The following is a 22721-nucleotide window of genomic DNA, read 5'->3' on the forward strand; positions in this document are numbered from 1 at the left end:
TAAATATTTTGAAGTTCTTGTCATAAGTGTAGTCTCTCTTTCGTTTACACCTATACAATAAATCTTAAATAGACATCATTAATGTCAGTTATATTAACAAATCACCAATGTATCTGTTAAGCCAAAAATAATTTAGATTATTAAGGAGCAATGTTAAAAAAACTTTACTCCTTTTTTATTTGTTTTCATGATAAAATGGCAAAAAGAGGTTGATTTTATGGAACGAGTCTTAATTGTTGAAGACGATGAAAATATTCGTCAATTATTAAAATTAACATTGGCTAGTTTTAATTATGAACTAGTTGATTTTGAAAATGGAAAAGATGCATATGATTATCTACAAAACAATAAAGTAGATTTAGCCATATTAGATTTGATGTTACCAGGCATGAATGGATATGATATATTAAAATTTATTCGTTCAAAGGCAACGCTTAAAGATTTACCTGTTATTATCTTAAGTGCAAAAGATAAAGAGCTTGATAAAATCATGGGGCTTGATTTAGGAGCGGATGATTATTTGACAAAGCCATTTAGTGTGTTAGAACTTGCTGCTCGTATTCGTTCATTACTTCGTAGAAGTAAAAAGGATGAACGATTGATTCAAATACATGGCTTATGTATTGATTTAGATAAAAGAACGGTGACAATTCATGAAGAACCGGTTGAATTGACATTCAAAGAATTTGAATTGTTGAAATATTTAGCTAAAAATGAAGGTAGAGCTGTATCACGAGAAGAGTTGATCAATCAGATTTGGGGATATGATTTTATTGGAGAAAGTAGAACACTGGATGTACATATTAACTCATTGCGTAAGAAGATGGGAAATGAATATGCACATTGGATACAATCTGTAAGACAGGTTGGATATCGTTTTGTTGTTGAGGATAACAATGCATAAGAAGATTGTTCATTCGTTTTTAATAACTTTTTTGATCACATTTATCTTGGGCTTTGGTTTACTTTACGTGAGTTTATATAAAGCATCTATTTCTCAAGATCGACAATATTTAATGAATACAGTTAAATTGGTGAAAAATTTAGAAATCGATGATTTAAATACGACTCGTTTGGGTGATACTTTTAAATCGGAAGATATTCGTATCACAATTATTAAGCGAAACGGAAAAGTTTTATATGATAACTATAAAAATAGAATTCGTGAAAAACACCTGCAGCGTGAAGAGGTAAAACAAGCTATTGCTCAAGGTACAGGGACATGTATTCGTCATTCAGATACAATGCAACGTTCTTATTTGTATGTAGCTGACTATGAGGAAGATAATCAAACAATTGTTCGTTTAGCTATGCCATTTGATGGGTTGAGCCAATCTATTTCGATATTATTAGCACCATTTTTATTTAGTATTGCCGTATCTTTTATGGTGGTATTTGTTTTGTCTAAAAAAATGGCCAATGAAATTGTAGAACCTTTTAAAGATATCACAAATATAATTAATTCAACAGATATTTCAAAAGAAGTACTATCGTTTCATAAATATAATTATCCCGAACTTTATGGAATCACAGATGCATTGACGAATATGTCCGAAGAAAATAAAAAGTATTTAGAAAGACTGGAAAAAGAAAAAAAGGTTCGCCAGGAATTTTTCAGTAATGCGAGTCATGAATTAAAAACACCACTCACTTCTATACGTGGATATACAGAATTGATTCGTTCGCATACAATTCAGGATAGTGCTCAAATCGATACATGTTTAGATTGTGTTTTAAAAGAGAGCGACCACATGACGCAATTGATCAATGATATTTTAACGATTTCAAAATTAGAAACAGAAGAGATGCAAGTCACATATTCGCATATTCAAGTAAAGAAATTGTTGGATTCTGTTGTCGAGACTTTAAAACCACAAATTGAAGCGATGCATTTAAATGTTTATGTGAATGCGACAGAGTTTACAGTTTTTGCGAGTTTAGATCATATTAAAGGTATCTTCTATAATTTAATTTCGAACGCAATTAAGTACAATAAACAAAATGGACGTATAGATGTTGTTCTAAAGAAAAATCAAAAAAATATGTATTTTAGTGTGGAAGATACAGGTGTGGGAATTGCGCAAGAAGATCAGAGTCGAATCTTTCAAAGATTTTATCGTGTGGATAAACAACGCTCAAAAACAATTCCAGGTACAGGTTTAGGTTTGTCGATTGTAAAACATGTTGTCTATTATTATCAAGGCAAAATTCATTTAACTTCAAAGGAAGATGTGGGAACTAAAATCACGGTTGAATTGCCTATTATTGTAAAAGAAAACCCAGAGAATTAGTCTCTGGGTTTTTGTGCATATTCTTGTTTTGATAGTAAAACACGGATTGCGAATACAAATAGAATAACCAATCGAATGATATCTATGATGATAAAGAAGATAAATACACGAATTGAATATTCCTGTGATTTATAGTAGTTCATAAAGGTTGGTAAATAAACTAAAATACGAATAAATTCACCTATCATACAACAGGCGATAATCTTCTTTGTCGCCTTTTGATTGTAGTACATATAGAATAATGGAATGGTCCAAATAAAAGCAGTAAAAATACACAACATAAAGATGTCTTTTGTCGCAAATACTTTTTGCATATCCAAACTTGCAAATAGATTTGAAAAGATTTGGATTAGAATTGGAAATAAAATTAATTCACCATAAATAATAATGCCTAAACGAACGGATAGTTGGGGCAAAGTCATAGGGGCTTTTTCTACTATATATTCATCTTCTTCATCTTGTTCAGTTTGTTCGAATTTATTTTCGTATCTATCTTTGATTTTTTCATAATCTGCATTCTTTGTTTGTTTAGCTACCCAATCATCGTCTTCATCGTCCAATTCGATTGTGTGATCAAAATAAATCTTACACCAACGATTGTTTCTTAAGTATCCACCAATTTGGCAAAGTACAATGGTTTTTAAAAGCATACAAGCAACAAGGACAAAGAATGGTAAGATAGTTGTAAGGTTTGACAACAATAATTTGATTGGAAAGTATATAATCAAAAAACTGATCGCAATATCTATCCAATATAGAATACGAAACCATTTTTTACCAGTTGAAAGAAGAATAAATGTGATGCCATATAAAAGAATCTGTCCGATTCCTAATTTGATCAACATAGAGCGGAAAGCTGGATCATCTACTTTCAAGAATTCTATGTTTGAGAAAAGATATGCCATGGCTAAAAAATAAACGCAAAGTACAAAAAAATTAAGAATAAGATGTATAGTGATTTTATGTTTTGATTTTTGGTATAGGATTAGGTTTTCTTCTTGTTTAGAATACATATATGACCTACTTTCTATTAGAAATGATTGATTCATTTCTCTTTATACATTCTATCACAGAACGTAGAAACTAATAAAATACATTGTCAATATTTTAACAATGGATTAATATATCAAAGGAGGGATATCAAACATGGAATTAAAAACAATTCGAATTCAACGTGTGGTTGAACAACAAAATTTGGCTTCCGTTATGAAGAGTGGATCATTGGATGTTTTAGCTACACCGCAAATGATCGCATGGATGGAAGAGGCTGCATGTCTATGCCTAGAATTAGAAGAAGGTAAGACAAGTGTTGGCATCAGTATGAATGTGTCTCATGATATGGCAAGTCCATTAGGGGCAACAATCACAATTGAGGCTAAGATGGTTAATGTAGATGGTCGCAAAATTGATTATGAAGTACAAGCGTTCCAAGATGGTAAATCAATTGGAAAAGGTGTACACAGTCGTTTTGTGGTTGATGCACAAAAATTTATCGATAAAACATACAAGAAATAAAAAAAGAAACCCATGTTAATATGCATGGGTTTTAAAATCCGCTTTTGATTCTATCTATATCTTTCTTATTGCCACTAGCTAACCAAACCATATAATCCGGATAATTTGTGTCTTTAAGTGCTTTTATTTCTTGTTTTACACCATCTGCATCTATATTATATCCCTGAATCCATGTCCGGTATTTAGCGGGATATTTGATACTTTTTAATTGTTCATCACTGATCTTAGTGAATGCATATAAAGTATCGTATGGCTTTTCAACAGGATCATCAATGTTAAAGCTTCCATTTGAAAAGTGATCTAAATAAGGCATAGGACAAATGATATCAACAACATTGGCGATAGCTGGAAGAAATTGTCCAATATCTTGATCATCGCAAGCTACAATAGGCCACGCGAACATATCGGCTGCAACATAAACGTGTTTTGGGGATAATTCTTCTTTTGCGTATTGAAGAAAACCTTGGATGGCGGCTACTTTACTTTCTTTATATGTATTGTGAAAGTTTAGTTTTGAATGTGCGCTTGCCGTTCCATCAGGAAAGCGAACGTAATCAAATTGAATTTCATTAAAGCCTAGGTCAGCACACTCTTTGGCAAGTTCCACATTATACATCCATGCTTTTCTAGAATAGGCACTAGGCCAGTATTGATCGTTGTAGACAACTAAATTGCCATTATGATCTGTTAATGATTCTTTTGGGTTTTCCATCGCAAAAACAGCATCTTTAAAAGTAACGATACGACTTACACAATAGAATCCCTTCTTTTTGTATTCTTTAATGATTTTTGTTAAGTCTTTTTTTGAAATCATCGTATTATTTGTTGCTTGACTAGGATCTGATAAATAATCCTTACATACATCACTCGCATATAAAACTGAGCCTTCATCATTCTTAGTTTCGACAATAATCGTATTGATGTTCTTTAACTTTTCAATATATTTTTGATTGTTGATGAAATTGTCCATTGATACGTGGACGGACTTAACATGTTTAGGCATCGAATTTTCTTTATATATTTCTTTTTTGATAGGCTTGTAGTCAATTTGTGATGCATAGGCATCTTTAGAATATCCATCTTTGTAGTAATCATCCCAATATGTCGAATAAGATATGGCTTGATCATACTTTTTTAATGCTAATTTTCTTGATGATTCTACATATGCACCACTTAAGTAATAGGTTTTGTTCTGCTTTTTGACTTTGTACCAACGCATTTGGCCTGTGTCTTTATCCCAGTCTTTTTGATCGATGGATTCTACTCTTACTTTTTCACCTTTCTTGACAATCACTTTACTTAGTTTTCCACCTTTTTCTTCTCTTAAGTTTACCAGTCTTCGACAATAAACATAATCTAAGTGAGTAGCTTCATCAAAACTATTTGCGAGATTTGAATTCTTAACTTTTAGTTTATCGTGATTGTATATGATAATGCTTGAATGTTCTTGTTTTTGATGAACTTTTACTTTTGTACCTTTAGGAATTTTAATTTTTTCAATAACAGCTTCACCATCTTCTAAATGTGCTTTTTCTACCGTTAGCTTATTGGTATTGCATTTAATATATTGAGTAGGGTGGAGTGAGTTTGCGGCTAGGGCAAGTAAAAATAAAAATGCCACGATTATCATTGGAAGAATGAACATTTGTTTACTTTTCATGTAATCACCAATAGAATCGTAGCATAATTCATATAATTGTCAATTTTCAAAGCGCTTTTTGGGATGATTTCCATCGAATCAGACCAATGTTTAATAGAATTAGGGATAAAGCACCGCAAGTATCAATGCATATGTCTGTAATCTGTGGGCTTCTTCCTGAGACAAAAGATTGATGCCATTCATCACTGCAAGCATATAGAATGCATGTGACCAAAGCGTATAGTGCATAGTGTTTCACACCATACTTCCTATACATATTGAAAGTGTTGAAGCCAAGCATGGCATAAATTGTAAAATGTGCGAGTTTACGAACGATATGCATTGAGAATGGTAAAAATTGTAAAAACCAGGCACTTGTTTGTGTGGATTGTTCTGCATTTTGACTGGAAAAATAAAAGATCAGTAGCATGTTGCAGATTGTAATAATGGTAAAAATGTGTTTTTTCAATTCGAAAACTCCTTTTGTTGAATAAATAAAGCGTGGTCCGCCTTTTTGTAGTCGGATTCTTTGAAAGAGTGGCGAACATAAACAAAATGATAATCGAAAGTGTTGGACATGTCAAAATCATCTAAAATAATATAACTTGTCACATTGTTTTCAATAATAAATTCTTGAATAGCTTTTGTGCGTGGATTAATCAAAGTGGTAACGGATTTAACATATTTTCCCAAATCAAAGATGTCAAACATGGCCTGAAGTTGTTCTAATGAATAGACTATTCTCCATGAGCTTGTGATGATGATTTGAGCATCATATTTTTCAATGAGCTGCTTCAAAAGTTGAATACTTTCTTTTGAAAAACAATAATAAACTTGATTGACTAAATATACGTTTAGTGTGGCAATTTTTGGGTGGTTCAATTTTTTTGCCAGGACATCTGGTAAATTGTAATCGAGACAATAGGAATTCTTTTTACGACTCGGATTGATTACTCCATCGATATCTAAAAATATACATGGTTTCATATGTGTTTCTCCTCTTAATATGATAGTCAAAATTGTACTCAAGTTCAAATGTTGATATAATTTGTAAAAAGGATGTGTGATTATGGAAAATAAAATTGTTCTTGTGACAGGAATGTCAGGGGCCGGAAAATCAAGTGCAATGAATGCTCTAGAAGATTTGGGCTATTATTGTATGGATAATTTTCCTAAGGAATTGTTGGAAAATTTAGAAGACTTACTAAGAAAAGATGAGTCTCATTATAAAAATGTAGCTCTTAGTGTGAGTGCTATTGATTACCAGGCTTTTGTGAGCTACTTTGAAAATATTAACCGCGATCTTCAAATCTTGTTTTTAGATTGCAGCGATGAAGAATTGTTGTTACGTTATCGCTTTACAAGAAGACAACATCCAATGATTGTAAATCATTTGGCTACAACATTAGAAGATGCGATTGAAGTAGAGCGCGATTTTTTGGATCATCTACAAGAGAATTCACAGAATACGATTCATATTGATACGACAAAATTAAGTACTTCTGCTTTGGCAAGTCGTGTTTTACATCGTTTCAAAAGTGCACAAAGAAGCGTGTTTACAGTCACATTCCAATCTTTTGGATTTAAACATGGAGTACCATTAGATGCAGATATGGTCATTGATGTTCGTTTCTTGCCAAACCCATTTTATGATCCATTGCTTCGAGATAAAACAGGAAATCAAAAAGAAGTATATGACTATGTAATGGATAAACCAGAAACACAAGAGTTTATTTTGAAACTAAAGGATTATTGTGATTTTGTGTTCTCACAATATGAGAAACAGAACAAGTCTCATATGATTGTTGCGATTGGATGTACAGGTGGTCAACATCGCTCGGTTTCGATTTGTAACTGGTTGTATGATGAATATAAAGATATATATCGTTGTTTTAAATCGCACCGTGATATTGGAGTTGACGAAGAATGAAAAAAATAGTCGTAATTGGTGGGGGTACAGGTCTTTCAAGCATGTTAAAGGGTATGAAACGTTTGGAAGATGTTGATTTAACGGCCATTGTTACAGTAGCCGATGATGGTGGCAGTACCGGAAGAATACGTGATATATACAATATTCCTGCAGTTGGAGATATTCGTCATGTTTTATGTGCTATGGCTGATGAAGAAGATGAAGGCTTTTTCTCTGATTTGCTGAATTATCGTTTTGAAGGAAGCGAAGATGTGGGTGGTCATAATTTAGGAAACTTGATTTTCTTGGCAATGATCAATACTACAGGCTCATTTATGGGAGCTATTGAATCAATTTCAAGAGTATTAAATGTGAAGGGGAATATTCTTCCTAGTACATTGGATGTTGTTACATTATATGCAATGATGAAAGATGGTACGCTGGTTCGTGGAGAAAAAAATATCCCAACGGTATACAACAGTATCGATCATGTTTTTTATCAGAAGTATGTGCATGCATATAAACCGGCCATTGAAGCTATTAAAAATGCCGATTTGATTATTTATGGAATTGGATCTTTATATACTTCAATTATGCCGAATCTAATAATTTCGGATATCTCGAAAGCTATTGAAAAGAACCCTTGCAAGAAAATCTATTTTTGTAATGCCATGTCTCAGCCTGGAGAAACAGATGGATATACGGTTCAGGATCATATTAATGCAATTGAAAAACATTCATTTAAACATCCAGTAGATTTAGTGGTGGTTAACCAGTCGATGTTACCTAAAGAAGTTTTAGACATGTATGCTTCACAAAATAGTTATCCAATTTGTATTGGAAATGAAGCAACAGACTATGCTATTATACAAAGAGATTTGTTGGCATTGGATACAAAAGGTCGTATTCGTCATAATCCAATGGCTGTCAAAGAAGTTGTAGAAGAATTGATCAAGGGGGTATAGACTTGTCCTTTACATCTGAAATTAAAAAAGAAATTTGTAAAGAAGAAATCGATGCTCAAATGATGAAGGCACAATTATGTGCCCTTTTTCAAATGCGAGCAAGTTTACATATGAATTGGCAAGGCATGTATTTGTCGTTTCAAACTGAAAATGCAACAATTGCCAAACATGTTTTTCAAATCATGAAAACGTTATATGATGTCGATCCTCGTCTTTCTGTGTTGAAAAAAATGCAGTTGAAGAAAAATAACATTTATCGTATTCAAGTGTTTGATAAGGCTCAAGAAATATTGGAAGATCTTCAGATTTTAACTGATTCAGGTTTGCGTTATACACCAAGCGTAAAAATGGTTCGTTCTGAAAAGATGGCTAGAGCTTATTTGCAAGGGTGTTTTTTGGCTAGTGGCAGTATCAACTCACCAAAATCGAGTAATTATCATTTAGAAATGTCGAGTCAGGAAAAAGATTTAGCGTTAAGTGTTCAAAAATTAATGCAGCGTTTTTATTTGCCGGCAAAAGTCATCGAAAGAAAAAGCGTTTATGTGGTATATATAAAAGCTGGAGATAAAATTGCAGACTTCTTGCGTTTATGTAATGCTTCGAATGCGTTGTTTGAATTTGAGGATTCTAGAATTCAAAGAGATTTCTATAATCAGATCACGCGCCTCGATAATTGTGAAGTTGCCAATGAGGTAAAGAGTTTAAAGGCTGCCAAATCGCAGTTAGAGGCTATTGAATTTTTGGAGCGTCATGCTAAAAATATTGTGATTCCAGAAAAAATTATGCATGCGATGCAAATTCGCAAGATGTATCCGGAGGCCAATCTAAATGAATTGTGTTTAGAGTGTAAAAATGAATTTGGTGAAGATATTTCAAAATCTGGAATGAAGCATCGCTTAGCGAAAGTGAAGCAGATGGCTTCAGAATTAAAGGAGGAATTGGATGCTTAAAAAAATAGGAATTATAAGCTTATCATTCTTATTGTGTGCATGTTCCTTGGGGGTTCAATTAAAAAAATCGATGTTCACGATTGAACTTGGAAAAGATATTTATGCCAATCCAACTTTATATTTAAAGAATGCGACTTTTTCATCTCGTTTAAAAGTTGTTTCAAAAAGTGTTGGGGTAGATAAGAAAAATAATCGCTTTATGACATCTGGAATGGATTATTTGGTTGTTGGTGAATATGACTTTGCGATTGTGGATGGGAGTAAAGAGTATCCTTTTGTGATAAAAGTTAAAGATACAACAGCTCCAGTATGTGCAAGTGAAGTGGGTCAAATCACAATTGGGGTTGGACAGAATGTTGATTGGAATTCCTACTTTCATGCGACAGATCTATCGGGAGTTACTTTTGAAGCCAATGTTGATACGTCCACGGCATCAACACAGGATGTACAAGTAAAAATCAGTGATCGTTTTGGAAATTCAGTCACGAAAAATGTAAGTGTGGTCGTTCAATAATGAAAAAGGCAGATAAAATTCTGATAGTATGCATTATGATCGTAGCGGTAGTACTATGTGTTCCTTTGTTTTTTAGTAAAAATGAAAATGTGTATGCGAGTGTATATGTTAAGGAAAAACAAGTTTTACGTATAGATTTATCAAAAGATAAAACGTATGTCGTAAATGGAAAGCTTGGAAAAGTGCATATTAAGGTTAAACAGAAAAAAGTGCGCGTTACACAAGAAAAGAGTCCACATCATTATTGTTCGAAACAAGGCTATGTTTCGGATGCCAATGTTCCCATTGTATGTTTGCCCAATGAGACAGTGGTAAAAATTGAAAAAGAAGCCAGTCAGGATACGGTGATACAATGAGGGTCAAGAAAAGTGTAATTTTAGCTTTCTTGGTTGCGGTCGGTATATTGTTGCAGCTTTTAGAAAGTTTTGTAGGTATATTTATGATTGTTCCTGGATATAAGATTGGCTTGGCAAATATTGCTGGCTTATTTGCACTTTATATGTATGATGAAAAATCATTGGCTTATGTATCGTTGCTTCGTATCATTTTATCGAGCTTGATGCAGGGAATGTTATTTTCTGTTTCGTTTTGGCTTTCGTTAAGCGGTGGTATTTTGGCTTGTATTGCGATGATCTTAGCGTATCGAAGTAAGGTGTTTTCGATTTATGGCGTAAGTATACTTGGGGCAAGCTTTCATAATATAGGACAAGTGATCGCAATTACTTGGATTTACCAACAGTATTTTATGCAGTTGTTTTTACCAATTCTTTTGGCATTGTCCATTGTGAGTGGTATATTAATAGCAGTAGTATGTAGAAAGGTCTTAGACCGATTAAGTGGAGGAAATTATGGAAAAATATAGTTATACACCAAAGGGTGTTTGTAGTCGTCAATTCAATTTTGAAATTGAAGATGGAATTATTAAAAGTTTTGAGGCCATTGGTGGATGCAATGGAAATTTAAAGGGAATTGGATGTTTATTGAAGGGAAGAAGTGTAGATGAAGTTATCGATACTTTGACTGGAGTAACATGTGGAAATAAGCCAACATCTTGTCCAGATCAAATCGCATGTGCGCTTAAGGCATATCGTGGCTGATCATTTTCTTGGGGCTTTAAAGGAAATTGAAAGACGTGCTCAAAATAACATTCTTGTATTTTCAGATGTATTAACAGAACGCTTAGAAGTCATTGCACAAAATATGGTTGGAAAATCAATTTCGGATAATGATTATTTAAAGCTGTTGGAATTGTATTATAAAAAGTTTTCGAAAGACGAAAATAAGCAGGCCATGTTGTTTTGTCTTTTAAGAATGCAGGAAGTTGTATTTTATAAAGAACATAAAGAGAATCAGGATGATTTAAGTAAGATGGAATTTAATGAGGAATATGATTCTATCACGAAAGCTTTTCTATCTAGAAAAAGAGATTATTATCAGATTACACTGAAAAATATATTTCAACGATTTATCTTATTAGACACACTTGCGTATATTGTGTTTTTACTTGTGTTTGTTCTTTTGATTCACATTTCTTTTAGGGTTTCATTTATTTTACTAGTAATTTTGTGGGCGCTTGTATTGTTTTTTGCGAAAAAGAAGGGTGTTCCTTATTTTTATAATTCAAGAATTCAAACACTTCTTCAAGATGTGGATTCAACATTGTTGCAGGTGGATCAAGCAATTTTCTAAAGTCGAGAAATCGACTTTTTTGTTTTTTAAATTTTTTCACAAGTTAACTTGTTAAATATATCACAAATATGATATTATTATTGCGTGGGGTGATAAAATGCAGAATAGAAATGTACCCAAAGCAACTTTACAGAGGTATCCAGTATATTTAAAAGCTTTACGTAAACTTCAAAAAAATGGCGTTGAACGAATTATGTCCAAAGAATTATCGAGCTTTGTAGATATAGAGCCTACAACAATTCGTCGTGATTTCTCCTTTTTAGGGAATCTTGGAAAACAAGGCTACGGATACGATGTGGATAAACTGATTGAAATATTTAATAGTCAGTTAGGCGTTGATTTTGATGAAAAAATAATTTTAGTTGGTGCTGGTAACTTAGGTCGTGCGTTAATGAATTATAATAAATGGGATTATGTTGTTGGTGAAATCGCATGTGCCTTTGATGTGGATCCAGCTAAGTGTGGAACACAATTTGGTGTTGAAGTATATCCGATGTCGGAGTTAGATACGAAGATTCCTGAAGGATGTCGTATTGCGATTTTAACAATTTCACATGATGTACAAGAAACAGTAGATAAATTAGTACAATGTGGAATCAATGGTATCGTTGATTTTACGCATCAACATTTTTTGGTCCCAAAAGGGGTTGTCATAAAAAGTATTGATGTGGTATCATCTATACAAGAATTGGTATTTATTACAAATTCATTAAAAACAAAGACGCAGAAATAGAAGTCGTCCAAAACGAACATGTAAAGAGAGTCTTGTTAGGTGAAAATAGACGTTGCAAGTTTGGATTGATAACACCTGTGGAGTCGTACTGGAGAAATTAAGTAGACAGTAACGTGTGGAATGCGTTAAATTCCAATTGAGTGCATACATACGTGTGATGAAACAGGATGGTACCGCGGTAATAATCGTTCCTTTTAATTAAGGGGCGTTTTTTTTATTTTGAAGGGAGAAACTATGTTAGTAAAAAAATTAAAAGAAACATTTGAACAGTACGATGGACAAAGTATTACTTTGCAAGGATGGGTTCGTACAAATCGTAATTCAAAGGCAGTTGGATTTATTGCGTTGAATGATGGAACTACTTTTTCAAATGTGCAGATTGTATATGCGGATAGCTTAGAAAACTTTGAGGAAGTATCAAAAATTACAACAGGTTCAGCTATGGAAGTAACAGGAAAACTTGTTTGTACTCCAGATGCAAAACAGCCATTTGAAATTCAAGCCGAAAGTATTAGTGTTTTAGGATTATGTGATCACGATTATCCATTGCAGAAAAAACGTCACAGTTTTGAATTTATGCGTGAAATTCCTCATGTACGTCCTCGTGCAAATACATACTATGCTATGTTTAGATTAAGAAGTGTATTAAGTATGGCAATTCACACATTCTTCCAGGATCGCGGATTCGTATATGTACATACACCTGAAATTACTGGTAATGATGCAGAAGGTGCTGGTGAATGTTTTACAGTTACAACTCGTGAAGATGCAAAATATGACAAGGATTTCTTTGGTAAACATGCTCAACTTACAGTATCTGGACAATTGCATGTTGAACCATTCGCATTAACATATCGCAATGTTTATACTTTTGGTCCAACTTTCCGTGCAGAAAACTCAAATACAACTCGTCACGCTTCTGAATTCTGGATGATTGAACCAGAACTTGCATTTGCGGATTTAGCCGATAACATGGATTGTATTGAAGAAATGATCAAATATTGTATCAACTATTGTTTGGAACATGCTAAAGAAGAAATGGAATTCTTTGCATCAATGATCGATAAAGAATGCATTAAACGTGTGACTCATGTTGCAAACTCTAACTTTGAAAGAATGACTTATACAAAGGCTATTGAATATTTGGAAAAAGCAAAAGATCAATTTGAAAACCAGGATATTTTCTGGGGTATGGATCTTCAGAGTGAACATGAGCGTTATATTTGCGAAAAAGTCGTAAGTGGTCCTGTTTTCTTAACGGATTATCCAAAGGATATTAAAGCATTCTATATGCGTGTCAATGATGACAACAAGACAGTTGCAGCATGTGACTTATTAGTTCCTTATGTTGGAGAATTAGTTGGTGGTTCTCAACGTGAAGAGCGTTATGATGTATTAGTAAATCGTATGAAAGAAATTGGAATGGAACAAGAAACATTACAATGGTATTTAGATTTACGTCGCTTTGGAGGATGCAAACACTCAGGATTTGGTCTTGGATTTGATCGTATGTTGATGTATTTAAGTGGTGTTGCGAATATTCGTGATGTTCAGCCATATCCACGTACACCTAGAAATTTAATTTTCTAATGAATTAGACAGGTATCTCGTTGATACCTGTTTTCTTGTGTGATATAAATAAGGGGTATGAAAAAAGTAAGAGTAGTTAATAAGAAAAATTTAAGCACGATGATCGTTGGGATTATTACTATCGCTATTGTGGTAGTTTGTGTTTTTTTATATGTATCAAGACCAACTGAAATAGATAAGTTGTCACAATCTTATTTGGATACAGTGGATGTTGAAAAGTTGCAAAAAAAGGTGGAGACAAGTTTTGATGGGTCTTATCGACTCAGTGATTATTTAGTTTATGGGGAGACGTTGTCTTTGTATAAAGATGAGTATGGTACAAAGAAAATGGATAAAATGCAAGGCAATAACATTGTTCTAAGAAATGTTATGAATGATGCCATTACAAGTTTTACATTTAATGGAAAAGTGGATTCAGGTATTGATTTAGGTTCTTTAAAAGAAGGAATTTATGAACTATATACATATGATCATTATGAAAAGGAGCGTATTTATTTTGACGATGCATTTAAGGCGAAGACAATCACAACAATGCGTCGTAATAAAAAGGTGAAAGATATCACATTTGTGGCAGATAAAGAGGTATTAAAAGAGTATGATATTCATTTAAAGAAAAATTATTCGTTTATTATTGTCACTAAGCATATCCCAAAATCCAATATATATGATGTAGTGATTGATCCATGTGGAAATGCGATGAATTACATCTCAAATACAGTAGATTATGGTGCAAATACATCAATTTTAGATGAACCAACTTCTTCTATGGAATTTGCGAAAAAATTAAAAAAAGAATTAGAAGAAAAGGGATTAAAGGTAAAAATCTTACGTAAAGAAAACGAAACGCCTGGATATTATGGTGCAGATGGTCGTCCGGCTCGTGGTTATAAGGCAAAGGCTAAATTATATATTGCCTTGGGTGCAAGCTATGATGAAAATGTAGATGCGCCTTATATGATGGCAAGTCCATATACAAATAGTGGGTTGGCTAATACAATCTCATATTATATGGACCAAAGTAGATTGACATTGTATGCGGCTAGAACGAACAGCACGCAAGAAAATGGAGTTTTATATGATTCATTTGCCGAAGATGAAAAGGGTGAAGTAAAAAAATATGAACTTTACCCACAATTAAGAGAAACTGGTGGAAGAGCAACATACACTGGTGTTTATGGCGATGAAATGAGAAATGCAAAATATAAAGATGCCTATGGGATGTATGGATTATACTTTTCATATGCGAGTGCAATGAATTCTCAAAGTGTTGCATATTTTAATGACAATACGGATGCGATAGCGGAAACTTTGGTGAAAGGTATTGTTAGATATTTTGAAATTTAAGGTGATAATATGAAGTTACAATTGAGTAATATACAAAAGTCATTTGGAGCAAAAACAGTTTTGGCAGGTGCAAACTTTCAAGTGCGTGATAATGAAAAGATTGCGTTGGTTGGTCGTAATGGCTGTGGTAAAACGACATTGATGAAAATTATATGTGGACAGGAACAATATGATTCGGGTTCTCGTATGGTTTTAAATGGTACAAATATTGGGTATTTGGCACAGATTACTTTTGTGGATGAAGAAAAAACAGTGTATGAAGAACTTTTAACGGCTTTTGACAAGGTTCGAGAATTGGAAAAGCAGTTAAATGCCCAGGCAGAAGTGCTTAAAATGGATTCAAGTGAGAAACAACTTGAAAAGTATGATGCATTGCAGACACGTTTTGAGGCATTGAATGGATATCAATATGAGGTGGAATTAAAGAATGTATTTTTCCATTTTCAGTTTGATGAAAGTGATTTAAATAAAAAATTGTGTGAATTTAGTTCTGGACAAAAAACGAGAATTGCGCTGGTTAAACTGTTATTGACAAAACCAGATATTTTATTGTTGGATGAACCGACAAACCATTTGGATATTGCAGCTATTGAATGGCTTGAAAATTACGTGAAGCATTATCCTTTCGCGGTTGTTTTAGTGAGTCACGACCGAATGTTCTTGGATCATGTTGTAGATGAAATCGTGGAAATTGAGTTTGGTAAAACCCAAAGATATGTGGGGGATTACTCACATTATTTGAAGGCAAAAGATGAATATCTAAAAAAGAATCATGAAGCGTATATTCGTCAGCAACAAGAGATTCATCGTTTAGAAGTTTTGATTGAAAAATTCCGCTATAAAAAGAATAAGGCTGCTTTTGCCAAGAGTAAACAGAAATATTTAGATCGCATGGATAGAATTGAAGATAGTACTTCAGATACTAGTCAGATGAAGGCTGTGTTTACTTGCGCAAGAAAAGGTGGTAAGCAGGTTCTTGAAGTGGAAGATTTACAGGTTGGTTATGATAAAGTGCTGTCTGATGTTTCTTTTCAGTTATTGCAAGGACAAAGAATGGCTATCGTTGGTCCTAATGGAATAGGTAAATCAACTTTGATCAAGACTTTGGTGAAAGAACTGCCTGCAATATCAGGTAGCTTTAAATTTGGTCATCAAATTGATGTAGGGTATTTCAATCAGGAAAGTGCACAGATGAAGTCGAATAAGAATGTATTGGATGAATTGTGGGATATGGATCCGGATGCAACACAAACACAGATTCGTAATACGTTAGCAAGTTTCCTTTTTACACAGGATGAAGTGTTTAAAGAAGTGAATGATTTATCGGGTGGAGAAAGAGTTCGATTGGCTTTGGCAAAATTAATGTTAGAGCATGATAATGTTTTATTGTTGGATGAACCTACAAACCACTTAGATATTCCGGCGAAAGAAGCTTTGGAGTCCGCTTTAGAAAAATATGATGGAACGATTCTGTTTGTATCGCATGACCGTATGTTTTTAAAGAAGATGGCTACACGTGTACTAGAAATGGGTTCAATCAGTAAAGTGTATGATTTGAATTACGAAGAGTACTTAGAAAAAAAGGCAAGTAATGCACTAGTGGAATCGGTTGCCAAGGTCGAAAAAGAAGTAAAGCCACAAACGGTATCTTTCACAGATTTAAAAGCAATTAAGAATCGTGTCGCAAAACTAGAAGTGCTTTTAGAGGAAGCAGAACAAGATTTAGAGGCAATGCGAGAATTGAGATATGAACCCGAATATTATCAAGATTATCGTAAGATGGAAGAGTTAGATGCGAAAATAGATGATAAACATAATGAAATTGCTGCATTGATGCAAGAGTGGGAAGAAAAAATGGCTATGTTGGAATAGGGTGTCAATTCGGCACTCTTTTTTTGAAAAAATAGTTGCATTTAAAAATATGCTATGGTAATATAAATGGGCACTGATAAATGGACTCTTAGCTCAGCTGGCAGAGCAACTGACTCTTAATCAGTGGGTCTGGGGTTCGAATCCCCAAGAGTCCACCATTTATGTGTTTAAGTCGATTTACTCGGCTTTATTTTTTTGAAAAAAGATATTGAATAAACCATATGTGTATGGTATTATCAATAAGTAAAAGAAATGGAAAGATAGAAGCACCCCTTCTCACCTGATGTCTAATGGACATAGGTTCACGGCCAATTCAGTTTGAATTCGTTTAAAAGAATGATGGGTGTGGAATGCGCCCATTTTCTTTTTGGAAAAATGAAAAAGGATGGTGTCGAATATCAATAATAGAAAAGTTGCCCCAAATAATGTAAACGATGATTTGTTTAACGAAAAGATTCCGTTTAGAGAAGTTCTTGTCATCAATGCGGATGGAGAACAAATGGGAGTTATGTCAAAAAAAGAAGCATTGGACATTGCATACAAACAAAATTTAGATTTGTTGTGTGTAGCACCCAAGGCGCGTCCGGCCGTGTGTAAAGTTTTAGACTATGGTCGTTATCATTTCGAACAACAGAAAAAAGCAAAAGAAGCGAAGCGTAAGCAACATGTTGTTGAAGTTAAATCTTTGCGTTTATCGCCGATTATCGATACACACGATTTTGAAACAAAAGTTCGTCAGACGTCAAAATGGATCGAAGCGGGTATGAAGGTAAAGATTGATATGCGATTCCGTGGTCGTTTGATCACTCGCTTGGAAGTTGGTCGTAAGATCATGAATGACTTCATCGAAGCTATGGATGAAGTAGCTATCGTTGAGAAAAAACCTTCAATGGAAGGGAATACGATGTCAACAGTGTTGGCACCTAAAAAAAAGTAAGGAGGACTAGACTATGCCTAAAATGAAGAGCCACAGAGGATTAGCAAAACGTGTAAAAAAGACAGGTTCTGGAAAATTAAAGAGATCTCACGCTTATACATCTCACCGTTTCCATGGAAAGACTAAGAAACAACGTCGTCACTTAGCTAAACCTGGTACTGTACATGCTACAGATTACAAACGTATTAAGGAAATGTTAGTTAAGTAATTAAGGAGGATATAAAGAATGGCAAGAGTTAAAGGTGGAACAGTTTCACGCGCTCGTAGAAAAAAAGTGTTGAAACTTGCCAAAGGATACTTTGGATCAAAACATACATTATACAAAACTGCAAATGAGCAGGTAATGCATTCATTCAGATATGCATACAACGACCGTCGTAAGTTAAAAGGAAACATGCGTAAAATCTGGATTACACGTATTAATGCAGCTGCACGTATGAATGACTTATCATACTCTCGTTTAATGCACGGATTAAAATTAGCTAATATTGCTATCAACCGTAAAATGTTAAGTGAAATGGCTATTCACGATGCTGAAGGCTTCACTAAACTTTGCGAAGAAGCAAAAGCAGCTTTAAATGCATAATCAAACTGTCGTAAGACAGTTTTTTTTGTATATTAAGATTTTGGTTTCGGAACAGGGAAATGTGATATGTGAAAAAATCGAATTATCACAATTTGTAGGTTATCAGGAACGACAAAAAGGACTATCATAATAGACAACATTTTGTATTTGTCTTTAGTTGTTGAATTATTTTTTTACAATCATCTTATGATCACATTCAGGGCAGTGCATCATATAGTTTTCTTCAGGTTCATTTGGAAATAATTCATCGATCAACCATCTAGGTACTTCTTCTTCGTAACCGCATTTTGTGCATTTCATCAATACATCTTTTTCTGTATGTTCTGTTATTCTTTGTGTTTTCTAAAGGATTATATGTATAAGTATAGAGCATTGTGGCTTTACATTTACATTGAATTGGTTCTCTATTAAAAGAATCAATCAAATGAGTGCGGTACTTCAATTTATTGAGTTTGTTTTTAAGGGCTTTGGTTCTTTTTTCACGAGAATAATCCTTATTCTTTTTGATTCCAAGAAGTGCATGTACTTTATCTAGAGTTTTCTTAGAAGCATTGGCATAGAATCCATAATATCGAGTTGTTAAGAAATGATAGTCCGGTATATGTATAATAAGGCGGTTTATAAAATCAATCACATTATCTGTGACATCATGACGTTTTTCATCCTTATGATCATTGTAGAACCAGCTGACAGTCTTTGATTCTTTATTGTATTCTGTGATTCTATTTTCAGCCATGGCAGGCCTACCTACGTAGCGAATAAAATAGTTTACGCAGCCTTGAATATCTTTACTGTTTTTATTAGATGATGCATAGTTAGAATCGTTGTCAGTGGATTTTAATTTGGCATAGACATAGAATCCTTTAGGATGATCTTTATAGAGTCTGTTCTTTTCTTCAGACTTCTTTAAACCACCGGCTTCCTGTATGAGTCGAATTAATTCAAACTGAATAGGATGATTGAAATCAAAATTTCTAACATCACAATCTAAAAGAGATAGAGTTTCAACTGGAATGTTTGAATGATAAGTAGTGTCTATAATTTAAGTATAGAATGAAATGATTCTAAATTGAATAAAATGCAGTTTCAATGTGAATTTAAAGTGAACATGTGAGAATACAGCAATATATCACATATACATATTGATGATATATTGATACAAATAAAATAAATTATAAAGTCTCAAATCTATCTATTAAATCTGTTTTGAATATAGTATAATAGAGACGGATAGAACAGGAGGACTTGTCTTATGAAGGTGTTTTCAATGTCACAAAGAATCTATTGAACTAACACACTCTTACGAGTGTGGGCTTTTTTTTAATAAAGCCTAGTTCTTCTCCTAATTTATGTTTTATCATAGTTTTGTCTTTATTATTCGAAAGGATGTGTTGTTATGAATAAAGATGAAGCTTTAAACAAATTTACTTTTATGATGGAATATAGAAATCTTTCATCGAATACCATTAGTATGTACCAATGTTATCTTTCGCAAATGTTTGATTTTTATCAACTGGAAGATGTATCTATTCTTGATGTTTCAATGGTTCAAAAATATGTCGTCCATATGAAGCAGACTTATGCACCATCTACTTTAAATCTAATTATCAGTGCTATTCGTTACTTCTTTGATGTTGTATTGGAAACTCCGTTATCTAGAAGGCAGTTTCCTAACATTTTATATGATCCTGTAGAAATTACTGTTTTTACAGATGAACAGATTCATTTGTTGCTGGATACTAAAGATGTACGTCTTCGTGCTTTTCTACTTCTTGGTTTGGATGCCGGACTTAGAGTTGGTGAAGTTGCTCGTTTAAAAGTTAGTGATATCGATTCTAAAAATATGTTACTTTCTATTCGGAATTCAAAGCGTGGTAAGTCTCGTAAAGTACCTTTATCTAATACATTATTAAAGGCACTTCGAAAATACTGGATTATCTATACTCCTGATAAAGATGGATACTTATTTCCGTCTGTTTATTCTGGTTCCAAAAATCCATACCTCAATGAGAATTACATCAACAGGCTATTCAGAAAACATATTAAACAATTTTCCTTTTATGTCCCATCTATGCGCTACCATAATCTTAGAGACACGTATGCAACACTTATGCTCAAAAACGGATGTAATATATTCACTTTAAAGAAACTGTTGGGCATTCAAGCTTTTCCTCTACATCACGTTATATCAAGTGTGACATTTCTGATTTAGCACAGGCTCTGGTTCTTTCTTCTTTGATGGAGATTGAGTAATGGTACATATTCAAGACATATTCAGGTCAATGGATATTGAGAACAGAATTGATTATTCAAAGCTAAATCAAAAACAGAAAAAAGCTCTTCGCAATATCATTGAATGTAAAACAGAAGTCATGGGATTCAACACAGACACTTGTGAATGCTGTGGTCATACAAAGATTCATTACAATTCATGTAAAAATCTAAACTGTCCGGAATGTGGTGCTATAGACAAGGAGATATGGATACATAAGCAGGAACGTTTTACTTTGAACGTGAATTATTTTCACGTTGTATTTACGATTCCCAACGAATTAAACGTACTCTGTCTAATAGATCCAAAATTTATGTACAAGGCTTTGTTTGATATTTCTGCAGAAACCATCAAAGAATTGTCAAAAGACAAAAAGTATCTGGAAGCTAAAATAGGATTCACTTCCGTACTTCATACATGGGGTCAGAACCTTTCTTTACATCCGCATATCCATATGATTGTTCCTGGTGGTGGAATTGATTCAAATGGAAAATGGAAAAATTCAAAAAAGAAATTCTTTCTTCCAGTAAAAGTTGTATCTAAATTATTTAAAGGAAAATTTTTAAGCTATACTAAAAAGCATTTTGATCAAAGAAAAATCAAAGAGGAAGAACAGTTTCAAAACATTATAGATGCCTGTTATTCCAAAGACTGGGTTGTATATACTAAAAAGCCAATGAAAAGTGCAAAACATGTAGTTAAATATCTTGGTAGATATACACATAGAATTGCGATTAGTAACGAACGTATCAAAAAGTATGAAGATAATAAAGTAACATTTTCATACAAGGATTATTCGAATCATAATAAGATCAAAGAAATGACTTTAGAAGATACAGAATTTTTCCGTAGATACATGATGCATGTGCTTCCATCAAATTTTATGAAGATCCGTCATTATGGATTTCTAGGAAATCGTAATAAAGAAGAAAGAATACAAGCTATACGAACAGCTACAAATACGAAAGATCCAGGCCCATTACTTATTGACTATGAACAGATTATTTCAGATATATTAAAAAGAGACGTTTCCATCTGCATCAAATGCGGACAAAAACGTCACCGTCAATTGGAATAATCCCACAAATTCCAAAGTCACCAGCCCAATGAAATCATTGGGTAAGGGGACCATACCCAATATACACAAAAATCGTGAAAAATGGAACCTTAAAATCAAATCAATTGACAAAAACTAAAATTTATAGAGGATGAGTCAATATACTTTTATCCATACAGAGATGTGTTAGTTCAATTAAATTAAAACACCAATGTTATACTTCACAATTGGTGTTTTTATATCAACGTTGGTGTTTTAATTTTCTAATGTATTATAAAGATCTTGAATCAGAAGCAGAATCCATCATTAAAAAGGATCTTGAACTGTATAACTGCATGCTTCATAAGGCATTCAAAATCTGTTTTGATCGTGCCTATAAGGATGTTACTTATTCAGAAACAGATCAAAGAATGATCAAGTCCTTCTATGGTACAAGTGATTATTTTCCTTTGTCTGCCATTAATGAGGCCAAGGCCTTGGTGAAAAGTCTTAAATGCAGAGAAAAGGAAGATCGTGATTTGATCAAGACTCGTCTTAAAAAGATAGACAAAAAAATCAAAAAGAACGAGAAGCAATTGAAGAAGGCTTTAAAGGAAAAAGAGAAACAGATCAACAGATCCAAGAAAAATAAATATACGGAAGAAGATTATTTGTATGAGGTGAAGGTATTGGATCCAAATATCAAAAGATTGAAGAGCATCATTCGCAATCTTAAATTCAGAAGAAATCGAAATGAGTTCAAGCTTAAAAGAAAGATGCCTTCTGTATGTTTTGGTGGTAAAAAGAATCTTAAAAATGGTGATTTAGAAACCTATCGTTTTAAAAGAGCCAGAAGAATGCTGATTCCAGGAAGAAGAC

General features: G+C 33.4%; 26 protein-coding genes and 1 tRNA gene. 22 read left to right on the plus strand and 5 right to left on the minus strand.

The annotated features are described in order from the left end of the window. Positions 1-217: 217 nt before the first annotated feature. Both FYJ55_RS06355 and FYJ55_RS06360 read left to right on the plus strand, forming a co-directional pair. The gene (locus tag FYJ55_RS06355; RefSeq protein ID WP_154556126.1) at positions 218-904 is read left to right on the plus strand and encodes a response regulator transcription factor; all 687 of its coding nucleotides are present in this window, start codon (positions 218-220) and stop codon (positions 902-904) included. Next, positions 897-2291 (plus strand): sensor histidine kinase, encoded by a 1395-nt coding sequence (locus tag FYJ55_RS06360; protein WP_154556127.1) that lies wholly within the window; start codon positions 897-899, stop codon positions 2289-2291. Before FYJ55_RS06355 ends, FYJ55_RS06360 begins: the two co-directional genes overlap by 8 nt. On the opposite strand, the gene FYJ55_RS06365 is transcribed toward FYJ55_RS06360, so the two are convergent. Then, positions 2288-3304: a hypothetical protein gene (locus FYJ55_RS06365; RefSeq protein WP_195836683.1), complete on the minus strand. Its 1017-nt coding sequence runs from the start codon at positions 3302-3304 to the stop codon at positions 2288-2290. The two genes, FYJ55_RS06360 and FYJ55_RS06365, sit on opposite strands and share 4 nt — an antisense overlap. Positions 3305-3437: 133 nt before the next feature. On the opposite strand from FYJ55_RS06365, the gene FYJ55_RS06370 reads away from it, so the two are divergent. Beyond that, on the plus strand, positions 3438-3806 hold the full coding sequence (locus FYJ55_RS06370) for a thioesterase family protein (protein WP_154556129.1): 369 nt from the start codon (positions 3438-3440) through the stop codon (positions 3804-3806). Positions 3807-3837: 31 nt separating this feature from the next. Here FYJ55_RS06370 and FYJ55_RS06375 read toward each other — a convergent pair whose 3' ends face one another. From FYJ55_RS06375 to FYJ55_RS06385, 3 genes are read right to left on the minus strand one after another with little or no spacing between them, the layout of a single operon-like run. Beyond that, positions 3838-5466 carry a putative glycoside hydrolase gene (locus FYJ55_RS06375; RefSeq protein WP_154556130.1) on the minus strand — a complete coding sequence of 543 codons (1629 nt, stop codon included), beginning with the start codon at positions 5464-5466 and terminating at the stop codon, positions 3838-3840. A 46-nt stretch (positions 5467-5512) separates the two neighbouring features. Beyond that, positions 5513-5914 carry a VanZ family protein gene (locus FYJ55_RS11465; RefSeq protein WP_407651049.1) on the minus strand — a complete coding sequence of 134 codons (402 nt, stop codon included), beginning with the start codon at positions 5912-5914 and terminating at the stop codon, positions 5513-5515. Further along, a complete protein-coding gene (locus FYJ55_RS06385) occupies positions 5911-6432 on the minus strand; it encodes an HAD domain-containing protein (protein ID WP_154556131.1) in 522 nt (173 codons plus the stop codon). Before FYJ55_RS06385 ends, FYJ55_RS11465 begins: the two co-directional genes overlap by 4 nt. An 82-nt stretch (positions 6433-6514) precedes the next feature. On the opposite strand from FYJ55_RS06385, the gene rapZ reads away from it, so the two are divergent. From rapZ to rplT, 16 genes are all read left to right on the plus strand, one after another. After that, a complete protein-coding gene (rapZ, locus tag FYJ55_RS06390) occupies positions 6515-7375 on the plus strand; it encodes an RNase adapter RapZ (RefSeq protein WP_154556132.1) in 861 nt (286 codons plus the stop codon). Next, positions 7372-8319, plus strand: a complete 948-nt coding sequence (locus FYJ55_RS06395) for a gluconeogenesis factor YvcK family protein (RefSeq protein WP_117926531.1) — start codon at positions 7372-7374, stop codon at positions 8317-8319. The genes rapZ and FYJ55_RS06395 overlap by 4 nt, the downstream gene beginning before the upstream one ends. A gap of 2 nt (positions 8320-8321) precedes the next feature. Further along, complete coding sequence (whiA, locus tag FYJ55_RS06400; protein ID WP_154556133.1) at positions 8322-9269, plus strand: DNA-binding protein WhiA; 948 nt, start codon at positions 8322-8324, stop codon at positions 9267-9269. Continuing rightward, positions 9262-9783 carry a hypothetical protein gene (locus FYJ55_RS06405; RefSeq protein ID WP_154556134.1) on the plus strand — a complete coding sequence of 174 codons (522 nt, stop codon included), beginning with the start codon at positions 9262-9264 and terminating at the stop codon, positions 9781-9783. The genes whiA and FYJ55_RS06405 overlap by 8 nt, the downstream gene beginning before the upstream one ends. Then, the gene (locus FYJ55_RS06410; RefSeq protein WP_154556135.1) at positions 9783-10139 is read left to right on the plus strand and encodes a NusG domain II-containing protein; all 357 of its coding nucleotides are present in this window, start codon (positions 9783-9785) and stop codon (positions 10137-10139) included. The genes FYJ55_RS06405 and FYJ55_RS06410 overlap by 1 nt, the downstream gene beginning before the upstream one ends. Continuing rightward, positions 10136-10645: a Gx transporter family protein gene (locus FYJ55_RS06415; protein WP_154556136.1), complete on the plus strand. Its 510-nt coding sequence runs from the start codon at positions 10136-10138 to the stop codon at positions 10643-10645. The genes FYJ55_RS06410 and FYJ55_RS06415 overlap by 4 nt, the downstream gene beginning before the upstream one ends. Further along, positions 10632-10880 carry a TIGR03905 family TSCPD domain-containing protein gene (locus tag FYJ55_RS06420; RefSeq protein ID WP_118116388.1) on the plus strand — a complete coding sequence of 83 codons (249 nt, stop codon included), beginning with the start codon at positions 10632-10634 and terminating at the stop codon, positions 10878-10880. Before FYJ55_RS06415 ends, FYJ55_RS06420 begins: the two co-directional genes overlap by 14 nt. After that, complete coding sequence (locus FYJ55_RS06425; protein WP_154556137.1) at positions 10873-11472, plus strand: hypothetical protein; 600 nt, start codon at positions 10873-10875, stop codon at positions 11470-11472. The genes FYJ55_RS06420 and FYJ55_RS06425 overlap by 8 nt, the downstream gene beginning before the upstream one ends. A 97-nt stretch (positions 11473-11569) precedes the next feature. Continuing rightward, positions 11570-12205, plus strand: a complete 636-nt coding sequence (locus FYJ55_RS06430; protein WP_154556138.1) for a redox-sensing transcriptional repressor Rex — start codon at positions 11570-11572, stop codon at positions 12203-12205. Between the two features lie 234 nt (positions 12206-12439). Further along, positions 12440-13795: an asparagine--tRNA ligase gene (asnS, locus tag FYJ55_RS06435; protein ID WP_154556139.1), complete on the plus strand. Its 1356-nt coding sequence runs from the start codon at positions 12440-12442 to the stop codon at positions 13793-13795. Positions 13796-13852: 57 nt separating this feature from the next. Next, the gene (locus tag FYJ55_RS06440) at positions 13853-15139 is read left to right on the plus strand and encodes a hypothetical protein (protein ID WP_154556140.1); all 1287 of its coding nucleotides are present in this window, start codon (positions 13853-13855) and stop codon (positions 15137-15139) included. 9 nt (positions 15140-15148) lie between these two features. Further along, positions 15149-17011 carry an ABC-F family ATP-binding cassette domain-containing protein gene (locus FYJ55_RS06445; protein ID WP_154556141.1) on the plus strand — a complete coding sequence of 621 codons (1863 nt, stop codon included), beginning with the start codon at positions 15149-15151 and terminating at the stop codon, positions 17009-17011. An 82-nt stretch (positions 17012-17093) separates the two neighbouring features. After that, positions 17094-17169 (plus strand) — tRNA-Lys (locus FYJ55_RS06450). A gap of 227 nt (positions 17170-17396) precedes the next feature. Then, positions 17397-17948, plus strand: a complete 552-nt coding sequence (gene infC, locus FYJ55_RS06455; RefSeq protein ID WP_154556142.1) for a translation initiation factor IF-3 — start codon at positions 17397-17399, stop codon at positions 17946-17948. A 13-nt stretch (positions 17949-17961) separates the two neighbouring features. Next, the gene (rpmI, locus tag FYJ55_RS06460) at positions 17962-18156 is read left to right on the plus strand and encodes a 50S ribosomal protein L35 (protein ID WP_003865815.1); all 195 of its coding nucleotides are present in this window, start codon (positions 17962-17964) and stop codon (positions 18154-18156) included. Between the two features lie 18 nt (positions 18157-18174). After that, on the plus strand, positions 18175-18534 hold the full coding sequence (gene rplT, locus FYJ55_RS06465) for a 50S ribosomal protein L20 (RefSeq protein ID WP_003865814.1): 360 nt from the start codon (positions 18175-18177) through the stop codon (positions 18532-18534). 259 nt (positions 18535-18793) lie between these two features. Here the strand turns inward: rplT and FYJ55_RS11090 are convergent, their stop codons facing one another. After that, positions 18794-19576, minus strand: a complete 783-nt coding sequence (locus tag FYJ55_RS11090; protein ID WP_326831850.1) for a transposase — start codon at positions 19574-19576, stop codon at positions 18794-18796. 354 nt (positions 19577-19930) lie between these two features. On the opposite strand from FYJ55_RS11090, the gene FYJ55_RS06475 reads away from it, so the two are divergent. From FYJ55_RS06475 to FYJ55_RS06485, 3 genes are all read left to right on the plus strand, one after another. Continuing rightward, the gene (locus tag FYJ55_RS06475; RefSeq protein ID WP_154556143.1) at positions 19931-20746 is read left to right on the plus strand and encodes a tyrosine-type recombinase/integrase; all 816 of its coding nucleotides are present in this window, start codon (positions 19931-19933) and stop codon (positions 20744-20746) included. 40 nt (positions 20747-20786) lie between these two features. Continuing rightward, a complete protein-coding gene (locus tag FYJ55_RS06480; RefSeq protein ID WP_154556144.1) occupies positions 20787-21884 on the plus strand; it encodes an IS91 family transposase in 1098 nt (365 codons plus the stop codon). A gap of 245 nt (positions 21885-22129) precedes the next feature. Then, the coding region (locus FYJ55_RS06485; RefSeq protein WP_154556145.1) for a hypothetical protein at positions 22130-22721 on the plus strand (592 nt) is incomplete at its 3' end.

Origin of the sequence: Holdemanella porci (genome assembly GCF_009696075.1) — a bacterium.
Taxonomy (GTDB): domain Bacteria; phylum Bacillota_I; class Bacilli_A; order Erysipelotrichales; family Erysipelotrichaceae; genus Holdemanella; species Holdemanella porci.

Coding starts and splice junctions, on each gene's coding strand:
- FYJ55_RS06405 (WP_154556134.1), top strand. CDS start 9,262: ATGCTTAAAAAAATAGGAATTATAAGCTTATCATTCTTATTGTGTGCA.
- asnS (WP_154556139.1), top strand. CDS start 12,440: ATGTTAGTAAAAAAATTAAAAGAAACATTTGAACAGTACGATGGACAA.
- FYJ55_RS06440 (WP_154556140.1), top strand. CDS start 13,853: ATGAAAAAAGTAAGAGTAGTTAATAAGAAAAATTTAAGCACGATGATC.
- FYJ55_RS06365 (WP_195836683.1), bottom strand. CDS start 3,304: ATGTATTCTAAACAAGAAGAAAACCTAATCCTATACCAAAAATCAAAA.
- FYJ55_RS06410 (WP_154556135.1), top strand. CDS start 9,783: ATGAAAAAGGCAGATAAAATTCTGATAGTATGCATTATGATCGTAGCG.
- FYJ55_RS06370 (WP_154556129.1), top strand. CDS start 3,438: ATGGAATTAAAAACAATTCGAATTCAACGTGTGGTTGAACAACAAAAT.
- FYJ55_RS06360 (WP_154556127.1), top strand. CDS start 897: ATGCATAAGAAGATTGTTCATTCGTTTTTAATAACTTTTTTGATCACA.
- rplT (WP_003865814.1), top strand. CDS start 18,175: ATGGCAAGAGTTAAAGGTGGAACAGTTTCACGCGCTCGTAGAAAAAAA.
- FYJ55_RS06375 (WP_154556130.1), bottom strand. CDS start 5,466: ATGAAAAGTAAACAAATGTTCATTCTTCCAATGATAATCGTGGCATTT.
- infC (WP_154556142.1), top strand. CDS start 17,397: ATGGTGTCGAATATCAATAATAGAAAAGTTGCCCCAAATAATGTAAAC.
- FYJ55_RS06395 (WP_117926531.1), top strand. CDS start 7,372: ATGAAAAAAATAGTCGTAATTGGTGGGGGTACAGGTCTTTCAAGCATG.
- FYJ55_RS06480 (WP_154556144.1), top strand. CDS start 20,787: ATGGTACATATTCAAGACATATTCAGGTCAATGGATATTGAGAACAGA.
- FYJ55_RS06475 (WP_154556143.1), top strand. CDS start 19,931: ATGAATAAAGATGAAGCTTTAAACAAATTTACTTTTATGATGGAATAT.
- FYJ55_RS06445 (WP_154556141.1), top strand. CDS start 15,149: ATGAAGTTACAATTGAGTAATATACAAAAGTCATTTGGAGCAAAAACA.
- FYJ55_RS06430 (WP_154556138.1), top strand. CDS start 11,570: ATGCAGAATAGAAATGTACCCAAAGCAACTTTACAGAGGTATCCAGTA.
- FYJ55_RS06420 (WP_118116388.1), top strand. CDS start 10,632: ATGGAAAAATATAGTTATACACCAAAGGGTGTTTGTAGTCGTCAATTC.
- rapZ (WP_154556132.1), top strand. CDS start 6,515: ATGGAAAATAAAATTGTTCTTGTGACAGGAATGTCAGGGGCCGGAAAA.
- rpmI (WP_003865815.1), top strand. CDS start 17,962: ATGCCTAAAATGAAGAGCCACAGAGGATTAGCAAAACGTGTAAAAAAG.
- FYJ55_RS06385 (WP_154556131.1), bottom strand. CDS start 6,432: ATGAAACCATGTATATTTTTAGATATCGATGGAGTAATCAATCCGAGT.
- FYJ55_RS06415 (WP_154556136.1), top strand. CDS start 10,136: ATGAGGGTCAAGAAAAGTGTAATTTTAGCTTTCTTGGTTGCGGTCGGT.
- FYJ55_RS06355 (WP_154556126.1), top strand. CDS start 218: ATGGAACGAGTCTTAATTGTTGAAGACGATGAAAATATTCGTCAATTA.